At 57.6% G+C, this 12,585-nt stretch carries 4 protein-coding genes and 1 pseudogene; all 5 read right to left on the bottom strand.

Annotated features, from left to right (window positions below):
- Positions 1-483 precede the first annotated feature (483 nt).
- Entirely contained in the window at positions 484-3,513 is a 3,030-nt protein-coding gene (locus NE852_RS01370) for a Ulp1 family isopeptidase (RefSeq protein WP_258155575.1), read from the bottom strand.
- A 411-nt stretch (positions 3,514-3,924) separates the two neighbouring features.
- Positions 3,925-7,200, bottom strand: coding sequence for a C48 family peptidase (locus NE852_RS01365; protein ID WP_258155574.1), 3,276 nt, complete (start codon positions 7,198-7,200; stop codon positions 3,925-3,927).
- Positions 7,201-7,286: 86 nt separating this feature from the next.
- Entirely contained in the window at positions 7,287-7,421 is a 135-nt protein-coding gene (locus NE852_RS01360; protein ID WP_258155573.1) for a hypothetical protein, read from the bottom strand.
- A gap of 480 nt (positions 7,422-7,901) precedes the next feature.
- Positions 7,902-9,084: pseudogene (locus tag NE852_RS01355) on the bottom strand (transposase).
- 682 nt (positions 9,085-9,766) lie between these two features.
- Positions 9,767-12,178 (bottom strand): Ulp1 family isopeptidase, encoded by a 2,412-nt coding sequence (locus NE852_RS01350; RefSeq protein ID WP_374991982.1) that lies wholly within the window; start codon positions 12,176-12,178, stop codon positions 9,767-9,769.
- Positions 12,179-12,585 lie beyond the last annotated feature (407 nt).

Here is a 12,585-nt window from a genome sequence, read left to right as displayed (position 1 = left end):
AACCTCGCAAGACGGCCCTCACCGGGCGCTTACGCACCCGCCCGCAGGCATTAGTTGCAGGATACGGGGTCGGCATCGAGTACCCAACTCACACGTTGGCTCATGATCGCCGCATGAAATGCATCCGGCGCCATGGGGGGGTCGTCCGGGCCTGAAGCCATAGTAGAACCCGCAAAGGATAGGCCGTCATCGACGGCACTAAGCACTTCAGCGACCGCGCCAGCATCCTTCGCACCCGAGGCTCTTCCCGCATCCGTATCTGTCTACACTTCAGATGCGACAGCCGTCGCCTCTTGGGATGCTGGCCAAACGTCACGTTTTGAAGGAAGACGGACGACGTGCACATTCGATGTTGCCCCGGCACTGGGGATCGTCTCATCTGGGTTGGCGCGCTGCACGTGGCCGCGTAAAAACGGATTCTCTCTCAACGGTTTGGTGCTTTTTCAAGAACCACTGGCATCTATTGCTCGATCCATCTCCACCCTATTGCAGGAAAAGGTAAATGTCGTTCTCCATGCCTGATGGCCCCAGAGTGGCCGTGTAGGGCACACCATGGATAGTGATGCTGGTCTGGGGTTTGTCCGCGCTCGGCAGCAACTCAAGCCAGGACATCGCAAGCCGAAGGCCAGCCTGTGCCGGTTGATTGCGGTGTTGCCAGCTCGGAGGGACAGCTCCTCCCAAGTCGTCCACAGGCAGCGTGTACTGTGGGGTGCCGAAGATCGATGCCCCCAAGCTTTGCTCCCATGGTGCGTCTGGCGGATTGACGCTTTGCACCGGTGAATAGGCGGCTGACGGCAAATCCTGCCGGAAGGTCGCTGTATTCCAGCTATCGGGAAGCTGGCCGGGTTGACCCACTCCATGCCAAAACTCTGCGGGATCGGCGATCTGTGTGGAGGACTCCGGTTCAGCCGCCGCAGCCCCCGCTCGAGCACTGTTGGGCGCGGTGCTCAGACGTCGTTGGAGTTGCTCCCGATCGGCGACGAGGTTGTCGAGGTGCAGCACGGCTGGCCGGTCTCTTCGCGCCAGACGTCTAACGAGCGCCCGCGTGCCGTCAACCACGAAGACTCCGCAATCATAGCCGTTCCGCTGTTGGGTCATGCGGACGGGCTCCAGACGGGTACCCAACCTTTGTGCGAGCATTGCTGCAAACTCGTCGTTCTGGCCCCGGAAGGAGTCATAGTGATAGGCAGCCGGCCCCTCGCGGTTGCGACGGTCAACGAGTAGCAGCGACCAATGGGTGCCGCGGTGATCAGGATCCGAAGCACTGGCATCGCTCACTGGAAGGAACAGGAAGTCGGCTGTATCTCTTCCATTCTGATCATTAACGATGCGCTGGAAAGCGCTCAGCGCGGTGCTCTCATCGCCCAGGCGCAGATGATAATGGGCTATCAGGGGATCGATAAGCCGCGTCCTGGCTGCGAGATCCGGATCGTTTCGCTGCAAGTCCTGCATTAGCAGCTCATAATCCGTCTGGATATGCTGGTCGCCCAGCCATTCGATATGGTCGAGCGACAATCCGCTGCGGCCTTCGATCGATGGATCAACCTGCTGCAGCGGCGAAGTTGATCTGAACTCGGCACGTGAATCCGAACGGCCGTCCAGACCGGCCGGTTCGCGGCCACTTGCCGGCTCAGGGGACAACCCCGACGCTGCGTTCGCCTCAACGACTTGCTGGTACTGCCGAAGCCGCTTGAAAGAGATAGTGTGTTTTCCCATGTCTTCGGTGAAGTCTTGGTAATCTTTTTTCAACGACCATTGCTGCTGATCACTGCCGTTGAGCCGGCTCGCTATGCTCTCCCTACCCCTGGTTTGCAGCCAATCACCAAACTTTCGCTGATTGCTGACCAGCTTCGAGACGACTATCCTCTGCGAAGTCGAGTCCGATCCGAGCTTGCTCAGCTCTTCGTTGGCGAAGCTATCAATCATGAGGGCGTCGTCGGGATAAGGATTATGCTGTTTCAACTGCGACTCAGCGCCTAGATACTGCCGCAGCCGATCGAGACTCACGTTTATTCTTTTTCCTTCAGCCTTGGTAAAGGCCCTCAAATCGTCCTTTAACGACCGTTGCTGCTGATCACTGCCAGTCAGGCGACTGGCTATGCTCCCCCGACCCTTCTTTCGGAGCCAATCACTAAACCTCCGTTTATTGCTGGCCAGATTCAAAACGCTTTTCCGCTTGGAAATCGAGTCCGATCCGAGCTTGCTCAGCTCTTCCTTGGTGAAGCTATCAATCATGAGGGCGTCGTCGGGATAAGGATTATGCTGTTTCAACTGGGACTCGGCGCCTAGATACTGCCGCAGCCGATCTAAACTCACGACCACTTTTTTTCCTTCCTCCTTGGTAAAGGCCCTAAAATCCTCCTGCAACGACCGTTGCTGCTCATCAGTACCCGTGAGTCGGCTGACTATGCTCTCCCTGCCCTCCCTTTTGAGCCAAGCGCTAAATTTTCGTTGGTTACTGGCATTTTTCCGGGAAGTCGCGGCCGGTCGGAGCTTACTCCGCTCTTCGTTGGCCAAGGCATCAATAATGAGGGCGTCGTCGGGATGGGGATCATGCTGTTTCAACTGCGACTCAGCGCCTAGATACTGCCGCAGCCGATCGAAACTCACGCTTATTTTTTTTCCTTCAGCGTTGGTAAAGTTACTGTAATCGTCCTTTAACGACTGTTGCTGCTGATCACTGCCAGTCAGGCGACTGGCGATGCTCTCCCTGCCCTCCCTTTGGAGCCAATCGCTAAACCTCCGTTGATTGCTGGCCATATTCCAGACAACATTCCTCTTGGAAGTCGAGGCCGATCCGAGCTTACTCCGCTCTTCGTTGGCCAAGGCATCAATAATGAGGGCGTCGTCGGGATAGGGAACATGAATTCGGCGCCCCATCAGGCGCGGCCCAGGTCCAACGGCTTGGAGTTCTTGCCCCTCAGGCGAGAGCCTCCTGAAATGAGACAGTGCTGAGTTAAGACGCTTACGATCGTCCCCACCGTTTGCCCAGTAATCCGCGATATCACCGGCTAGCGAATCTGGATCGTTTAAAAACCGAGAAGCCATCGAATCTCTGTTTTCTGCTCGGAGCCAACGAGCGAACCTCCTAAGAATCCCTAAATTGTTCTCGACGGTAGCCTCGGGAACCCTTCCGTCCCCTCGGCCGACGCTACCGTCGGGTAGAATTTCGTAGTTTCGGACTGCTTCCGCGAACTGGTTGATGCGGGTCTCGTCATCGGGATGCATGTCCCGGTCGGCGGGGCGACCACGCTTGGCGCCGACGCGAGCCTTGGTTGAGACCACGTGAGTCTCCGTTGCGGCATCGACGTCTTGCTGCCCCGAACCCCTCTCCGGCGCCAGCGACTGCGGCGTCACTCGCATCGAACCGCCCACGGAACTGCGACGCGGCACACGGTCGCCGGCGTCACTATCGTGCGAACCGAGGCGCAAGTCGGTCGGATCCTGTTCCATCTCTCGGCTCTCTGGATAGCAATCCTCAATCCAGGCGTCCGTATCGAAAGCTCCGGTCACGCCTTCGATCCACCCACTAACTTCGCGAGAATCGTCATCGCGCGGCTGGTTCCGTCTTGGGTACATCGATGCCGGTCCTCCGGAAATTCAAATTTGGAACCTCGATCCTAATGCCTGCCGACCGCCGCCCAGCATGCTAAAGCCAGATCCAATCATGCCCTCAAGGCATGGCCGAACACCATATGGCGACGGCTTGCCGACAATCGTCTGCACTCGACCATCAGGCCGACACAGAGGCTCGCCAGCTTGCCGCTTGCCATGCGGAGCCCGCCATTCGATGTCGCCCCCGGCACTGGGGATCGTCTCATCTGGGTTGGCGCGCTGCACGTGGCCGCGTAAAAACGGATTCTCTCTCAACGGTTTGGTGCTTTTCAAGAACGACTGGCATCTATTGCTCAATCCATCTCCACCCTATTGCAGGAAAAGGTAAATGTCGTTCTCCATGCCTGATGGCCCCAGAGTGGCCGTGTAGGGCACACCATGGATACTGAAGTTGGTGGGTTTGTCCGCGCTCGGCAGCAAGTCAAACAAGTACATTGCAGGCAGAAGGTCATCTGGTACCGGTTGATTGCCGTGTCGCCAGCTCGGAGGGACAAATCCTCCCAAGTCGTCCACAGGCAGCGTGTACTGTGGGGTGCCGAAGATCGATGCCCCCAAGCTTTGCTCCCATGGTGCGTCTGGCGGATTGACGCTTTGCACCGGTGAATAGGCAGCTGACGGCAAATCCTGCCGGAAGGTCGCTGTATTCCAGCTATCGGGAAGCTGGCCGGGTTGAGCCACTCCATGCCAAAACTCTGCGGGATCGGCGATCTGTGTGGAGGACTCCGGTTCAGCCGCCGCAGCCCCCGCTCGAGCACTGTTGGGCGCGGGGCTCAGACGTCGTTGGAGTTGCTCCCGATCGGCGACGAGGTTGTCGAGGTGCAGCACGGCTGGCCGGCCTCTTCGTGCCAGTCGTCTAACGAGCGCCCGCGTGCCGTCAACCACGAAGACTCCGCAATCATAGTCGTTGCGCTGTTGGGTCATGCGGACGGGCTCCAGACGGGTACCCAACCTTTGTGCGAGCATTGCTGCAAACTCGTTGTTCTGGCCCCGGAAGGAGTCATAGTGATAGGCAGCCGGCCCCTCGCGGTTGCGACGGTCAACGAGTAGCAGCGACCAATGGGTGCCGCGGTGATCAGGATCCGAAGCACTGGCATCGCTCACTGGAAGGAACAGGAAGTCGGCTGTATCTCTTCCATTCTGATCATTAACGATGCGCTGGAAAGCGCTCAGCGCGGTGCTCTCATCGCCCAGGCGCAGATGATAATGGGCTATCAGGGGATCGATAAGCCGCGTCCTGGCGGCGAGATCCGGATCGTTTCGCTGCAAGTCCTGCATTAGCAGCTCATAATCCGTCTGGATATGCTGGTCGCCCAGCCATTCGGTATGGTCGAGCGACAATCCGCTGCGGCTTTCGATCGGTGGATCAACCTGCTGCAGCGGCGAAGTTGATCTGAACTCGGCACGTGAATCCGAACGGCCGTCCAGACCGGCCGGTTCGCGGCCACTTGCCGGCTCAGGGGACAACCCCGACGCTGCGTTCGCCTCAACGACTTGCTGGTACTGCCGAAGCCGCTTGAAAGAGATAGTGTGTTTTCCCATGTCTTCGGTGAAGTCTTGGTAATCTTTTTTCAACGACCATTGCTGCTGATCACTGCCGTTGAGCCGGCTCGCTATGCTCTCCCTACCCCTGGTTTGCAGCCAATCACTAAACTTTCGTTGAGTGCTGGCCAGTCTCCAGACGACTCTCCTCTGCGAAGTCGAGTCCGGTCCGAGCTTACTCAGCTCTTCGTTGGCGAAGCTATCAATCATGAGGGCGTCGTCGGGATAAGGATTATGCTGTTTCAACTGCGACTCAGCGCCTAGATACTGCCGCAGCCGATCGAAACTCACGCTTATTCTTTTTCCTTCAGCGTTGGTAAAGTTACTGTAATCGTCCTTTAACGACTGTTGCTGCTGATCACTGCCAGTCAAGCGACTGCCTATGCTCCCCCGACCCTTCTTTCGGAGCCAATCACTAAACCTCCGTTGATTGCTGGCCAGATTCAAGACTACTTTCCTCTGCGAAGTCGAGTTCGATCCGAGCTTGCTCAGCGCTTCCTTGGCTAGGTCATCAATGATGCGGGCGTCATCGGGATAAGGATCATGCTGTTTCAACTGCGACTCGGCGCCTAGATACTGCCGCAGCCGATTGAAACTCACGACCACTTTTTTTCCTTCCTCCTTGGTAAAGGCCCTAAAATCCTCCTGCAACGACCGTTGCTGCTCATCAGTACCGGTGAGTCGGCTGACCATGCTCTCCCTGCCCTCCCTTTTGAGCCAATCGCTAAATTTTCGTTGGTTACTGGCATTTTTCCGGGAAGTCGAGACCGGTCCGAGCTTACTCTGCTCTTCGTTGGCCAAGGCCTCAATAATGAGGGCGTCGTCGGGATAAGGATCATGCTGCTTCAACTGGGACTCGGCGCCTAGATACTGCCGCAGCCGATCAAAACCCACGTTTATTCTTCCTTCAGCCTTGGTAAAGCCCCTAAAATCGTCCTTCAACGACCCTTGCTGCTGATCACTGCCAGTCAGGCGACTGGCTATGCTCCCCCTACCATTCTTTTGGAGCCAATTACTAAACCTCCGTTGATTTATGGCCGTAATCCGGACAACATTCCTCTTGGAAGTCGAGTCCGATCCGAGCTTGCTCAGCTCTTCGTTGGCTAGGTCATCAATGATGCGGGCGTCGTCGGGATAAGGATGATGCTGTTTCAACTGGGACTCGGCGCCTAGATACTGCCGCAGCCGATCTAAACTCACGACCACTTTTCCCTCGGCCTCGGTAAATTTCCTAAAATCCTCCTGCAACGACCGTTGCTGCTCATCAGTACCCGTGAGTCGGCTGACTATGCTCTCCCTGCCCTCCCTTTTGAGCCAAGCGCTAAATTTTCGTTGGTTACTGGCATTTTTCCGGGAAGTCGAGACCGGTCGGAGCTTACTCCGCTCTTCGTTGGCCAAGGCCTCAATAATGAGGGCGTCGTCGGGATAAGGATCATGAATTCGGCGGCCCATCAGGCGCGGCCCAGGTCCAACGGCTTGGAGTTCTTGCCCCTCAGGCGAGAGCCTCCTGAAATGAGACAGTGCTGAGTTAAGACGCTTACGATCGTCCCCACCGTTTGCCCAGTAATCCGCGATATCACCGGCTAGCGAATCTGGATCGTTTAAAAGCCGAGAAGCCATCAGATCTCTGTTTTCTGCTCGGAGCCAACGAGCGAACCTCCTAAGAATCCCTAAATTGTTCTCGACGGTAGCCTCGGGAACCCTTCCGTCCCCTCGGCCGACGCTACCGTCGGGTAGAATTTCGTAGTTTCGGACTGCTTCCGCGAACTGGTTGATGCGGGTCTCGTCATCAGGATGCATGTCTCGGTCGGCGGGGCGACCACGCTTGGCGCCGACGCGAACCTTGGTTGAGGCCACGTGAGTCTCCGTTGCGGCATCGACGTCTTGCTGCCCGCGCAAGTCGCTCGGATCCTGTTCCAGGTCTCGGCTCTCTGAATAGTAGTCGTCGATCCAGGCGTCCGTCTCGAAAGCTCCGGTCACGCCTTCGATCCACCCACTTACTTCGCGAGAATCGTCATCGCGCGGCTGGTTCCGTCTTGGGTACATCGATGCCGGTCCTCCGGAAATTCAAATTTGGAACCTCGATCCTAATGCCTGCCGACCGCCGCCCAGCATGCTAAAGCCAGATCCAATCATGCCCTCAAGGCATGGCCGAACACCATATGGCGACGGCTTGCCGACAATCGTCTGCACTCGACCATCAGGCCGACACAGAGGCTCGCCAGCTTGCCGCTTGCCATGCGGAGCCCGCTAAAATTGGCCTTCATTTAAGCAGTTCGAGTGATGTGTTGGACATGCAGCGTGAAGGGTGCCGTCAGAATTTCCGATTCCAACCAATCTTTCCGCCGGCCTTTCTGATTTCGCCGCCTCAGGCAACGGAACCATTGCGGTGTAGCTGCTTGCAGAACCCGTTGCACGCCTGATAGTTATGCGACCTATGGGGCGGCGATCAGGATGAGACGCCGTATTGCCTCACCCAAGAGTGTTCCCGGAGAATAATGTCGTTGGCTCACTCGATGTTTTCGAATGCCTCACGGGTTGTTCCGATCGTATCCCCGCACCTGGTGCAGGTGACGGAGGTAGCGAAGCCGCTCGCGAGCGCGCCTCTCAATAGCGCTGTAGCGAGCGGGCGGCTTCGCGGGCGGTCATCATGTTTTCCGGTGGGGTCGGTTGTCGAAGGCCAACCTGGCGGTAAGAGCGCGGATGACGATCCTGTATTGTTCGGTAATGATCTCACTGCCCGACCTCTATACTTTCCGTCTGCCGCGCGGCATCGGCGAATGGCCCGAACACCAGCGCATGGCCTGTGTACTGCGCCAGATTTTCATTCGGCGCTGCACGGTCCGAATGAGGCCGTCGGGATACACGCCGGGGCATTTGACCTGCAAGCGTTCAAGCAACTCTCGCGAAGTTCGCCAAGGCTCCGCCTCGAACCATTCCTCGAGTTCGGCAGTGACGGCGAGTAGAGGATCGGGCCTCCGCCGCTCTCGCTTGGCCGCTGGCTTGGAGCTGGCAGTCGGTTTCACTTCACCACCACGCCAAGCAATCCGTAAGCCAGAAAGAAAGTCTTCGAGCGTCAGGTACATCGCCTTGAGCCAAAGGCATGTATCCTCCGGCGTGCGTGGGTCGTCAAGCAGCCGCTGGAAGAGTGTGGCAGGACGATGATAGCGCTTGATCACCTTGGCTCCGTCACGGTGCTTTTCTTTCAGCTTGAATGATGGCTGAAAGAAATTCACGAACAACCGCATTGACGAATAAAGCTTGGCCAGCTCCCGAGTGGCTCGCAGCCCCTCGAAGCGTCGGTATCCAACGATCTTGCGCACGATTGCGCCATTCTTCTGCTCGACAAATGCCTGATCATTCTTTCGGTAAGGGCGGCAACGGGTAAGTTCGATATTATCGCGCAAGCAATACTCATGAACACTCTCGTTCATGAACACACTGTCGTTATCGGTGTCGAAGCCCAGCAGCGGGAACGGCAGCAACTTGCGCAGTTCGGCCAACGCAGTGATCAGTACCGTTTGCTCGCGAACCATCCTTGAGGACCCGATCAATCGTCGCTGGGCTCATCGTCAAGAGTCGCCGGCGCGTCTCGCTATTCATATCGCCGTGTCCATGACGTTCCATCGCTTCGATTAGTGTTGGCAACAGGGGGTGTAGTCGCTTGCCGCAAATTCGATCCGACGCCTCCCAAACAACGACGAGCGCTGCCCGCACGTCGTCGCCGTAAACCCGGCGCCCTGGCCGAGGACCACCCTTCGCCGGTTTGCGTTCTCCTCGCAGCAGTCGCATCGCATGCTTGCGATGAAAGCCCGTGAGCGCCACGAACTCGTCTAACATCCTCGCCTTCTCGGCCCGCCCGCCTAACACATAGCGACAACTGATCGCTGCCACCAATTCCGCACGTGTCGCCATGCTGACCTTCCTCATCACAGCTCCCGAGGTTGATTCGGCGGGAGCAATTTAGATGAGGCAATAACCCATTCTCAGGGAGCAGTTCAGGCGAGGCAATGCGCGCGACAAACTGGCGGTGCCTTTGATTGTCGCGAATGAGGCTGGCCTGCCGCGCCGGCGTTTGACCCCCATGGGTGGAACGTCGTCGATAGCTTTCAACGTTCATTTCGAATGATCGTTGCGTGATGAACAAGTCGGTCCACCGCGGCACCCGCCCGCAGGCATTAGTTGCAGGATACGGGTCGGCATCGAGCACCCAACTCACACGTTGGCTCATGATCGCTGTATGAAATGCATCCGGCGCCATGGGCGGGTTTCGTCCTGGCCTGAAGCCATAGTAGAACCCGCAAAGGGTAGGCCGTCATAGACGGCACTAAGCACTTCAGCGACCGCGCCAGCATCCTTCGCACCCGAGGCTCTTCCCGCATCCGTATCTGTCTACACCTCAGATGCGACAGCCGTCGCCTCTTGGGATGCTGGCCAAACGTCACGTTTTGAAGGAAGACTGGCGACGTGCACATTCGATGTCGCCCCCGGCACTGGGGATCGTCTCATCTGGGTTGGCGCGCTGCACGTGGCCGCGTAAAAACGGATTCTCTCTCAACGGTTTGGTGCTTTTCAAGAACGACTGGCATCTATTGCTCGATCCATCTCCACCCTATTGCAGGAAAAGGTAAATGTCGCTCTGCATGCCTGATGGCCCCAGAGTGGCCGTGTAGGGCACACCATGGATACTGAAGTTGGTGGGTTTGTCCGCGCTCGGCAGCAAGTCAAACAAGTACATTGCAGGCAGAAGGTCATCTGGTACCGGTTGATTGCCGTGTCGCCAGCTCGGAGGGACAAATCCTCCCAAGTCGTCCACAGGCAGCGTGTACTGTGGGGTGCCGAAGATCGATGCCCCCAAGCTTTGCTCCCATGGTGCGTCTGGCGGATTGACGCTTTGCACCGGTGAATAGGCGGCTGACGGCAAATCCTGCCGGAAGGTCGCTGTATTCCAGCTATCGGGAAGCTGGCCGGGTTGAGCCACTCCATGCCAAAACTCTGCGGGATCGGCGATCTGTGTGGAGGACTCCGGTTCAGCCGCCGCAGCCCCCGCTCGAGCACTGTTGGGCGCGGGGCTCAGACGTCGTTGGAGTTGCTCCCGATCGGCGACGAGGTTGTCGAGGTGCAGCACGGCTGGCCGGCCTCTTCGTGCCAGTCGTCTAACGAGCGCCCGCGTGCCGTCAACCACGAAGACTCCGCAATCATAGTCGTTGCGCTGTTGGGTCATGCGGACGGGCTCCAGACGGGTACCCAACCTTTGTGCGAGCATTGCTGCAAACTCGTTGTTCTGGCCCCGGAAGGAGTCATAGTGATAGGCAGCCGGCCCCTCGCGGTTGCGACGGTCAACGAGTAGCAGCGACCAATGGGTGCCGCGGTGATCAGGATCCGAAGCACTGGCATCGCTCACTGGAAGGAACAGGAAGTCGGCTGTATCTCTTCCATTCTGATCATTAACGATGCGCTGGAAAGCGCTCAGCGCGGTGCTCTCATCGCCCAGGCGCAGATGATAATGGGCTATCAGGGGATCGATAAGCCGCGTCCTGGCGGCGAGATCCGGATCGTTTCGCTGCAAGTCCTGCATTAGCAGCTCATAATCCGTCTGGATATGCTGGTCGCCCAGCCATTCGGTATGGTCGAGCGACAATCCGCTGCGGCTTTCGATCGGTGGATCAACCTGCTGCAGCGGCGAAGTTGATCTGAACTCGGCACGTGAATCCGAACGGCCGTCCAGACCGGCCGGTTCCCGGCCACTTGCCTGCTCAGGGGACAACCCCGACGCTGCGTTCGCCTCAACGACTTGCTGGTACTGCCGAAGCCGCTTGAAAGAGATAGTGTGTTTTCCCATGTCTTCGGTGAAGTCTTGGTAATCTTTTTGCAACGACTGTTGCTGCTGATCAGTACCGGTGAGTCGGCTGACTATGCTCTCCCTGCCCTCCCTTTGGAGCCAAGCGCTAAACTTTCGTTGATTGCTGGCCATATTCCAGACAACATTCCTCTTGGAAGTCGAGTTCGATCCGAGCTTGCTCAGCGCTTCCTTGGCTAGGTCATCAATGATGCGGGCGTCGTCGGGATAAGGATGATGCTGTTTCAACTGCGACTCGGCGCCTAGATACTGCCGCAGCCGATCGAAACTCACGACCACTTTTTTTCCTTCCTCCTTGGTAAAGGCCCTAAAATCCTCCTTCAACGACTGTTGCTGCTCATCACTGCCGGTGAGCCGGCTGACTATGCTCTCCCTGCCCTCCCTTTTGAGCCAAGCGCTAAACTTTCGTTGGTGACTGGTATTATTCCGGGAAGTCGAGACCGGTCCGAACTTACTCAGCTCTTCCTTGGCCAAGCTATCAATGACGCGGGCGTCGTCGGGATAAGGATCATGTATCTGGCGCCCCATCAGGCGCGGCCCAGGTCCAACGGCTTGGAGTTCTTGCCCCTCAGGCGCGAGCCTCCTGAAATGAGACAGTGCTGACTTAAGACGGTTCCGACCATCCCCACCGCTTGCCAAATAATAATCCGCGATATCAACGGCTAGTGAATCTGGATCGTTTAAAAGCCGAGAAGCCATCGAATCTCTGTTCTCTGCTCGGAGCCAACGAGCGAACCCCCTAAGAACCCATAAATTGTTCTCGACGGTAGCCTCGGGAACCCTTCCGTCCCCTCGGCCGACGCTACCGTCGGGTAGAATTTCGTAGTTTCGGACTGCTTCCGCGAACTGGTTGATGCGGGACTCGTCATCGGGATGCATGTCCCAGTCGGCGGCGCGACCACGCTTGGCGCCGACGCGAACCTTGGTTGAGACCACGTGAGTCTCCGTTGCGGCATCAACGTCTTGCTGCCCCGAACCCCTCTCCGGCGCCAGCGACTGCGGCGTCACTCGCATCGAACCGCCCACGGATCTGCGACGCGGCACACGGTCGCCGGCGTCACTATCGTGCGAACCGAGGCGTAAGTCGCTCGGATCCTGTTCCATGTCTCGGCTCTCTGAATAGTAGTCCTCGATCCAGGCGTCCGTATCGAAAGCTCCGGTCACGCCTTCGATCCACCCACTTACTTCGCGAGAATCGTCATCGCGCGGCTGGTTCCGTCTTGGGTACATCGATGCCGGTCCTCCGGAAATTCAAATTTGGAACCTCGATCCTAATGCCTGCCGACCGCCGCCCAGCATGCTAAAGCCAGATCCAATCATGCCCTCAAGGCATGGCCGAACACCATATGGCGACGGCTTGCCGACAATCGTCTGCACTCGACCATCAGGCCGGCACATGGCTTGAGAGGCTCGCCAGCAGTTTCGGGTGATGTGTGGAACATGCAGCGCGAAGGGTGCCGTCAGAATTTCCGATTCCAACCAATCTTTCCGCCGGCCTTTCTGATTTCGCCGCCTCAGGCAACGGAACCATTGCGGTGTAGCTGCTGACAGAACCCGTTGCGCGCCTGATA

Origin of the sequence: Rhizobium sp. Pop5, from assembly GCF_024721175.1 — a bacterium.
Taxonomy (GTDB): Bacteria; Pseudomonadota; Alphaproteobacteria; order Rhizobiales; family Rhizobiaceae; genus Rhizobium.
This window is presented reverse-complemented; position numbering and strand designations above follow the sequence as displayed.

Coding starts and splice junctions, on each gene's coding strand:
- NE852_RS01365 (WP_258155574.1), bottom strand. CDS start 7,200: ATGTACCCAAGACGGAACCAGCCGCGCGATGACGATTCTCGCGAAGTA.
- NE852_RS01360 (WP_258155573.1), bottom strand. CDS start 7,421: ATGAAGGCCAATTTTAGCGGGCTCCGCATGGCAAGCGGCAAGCTGGCG.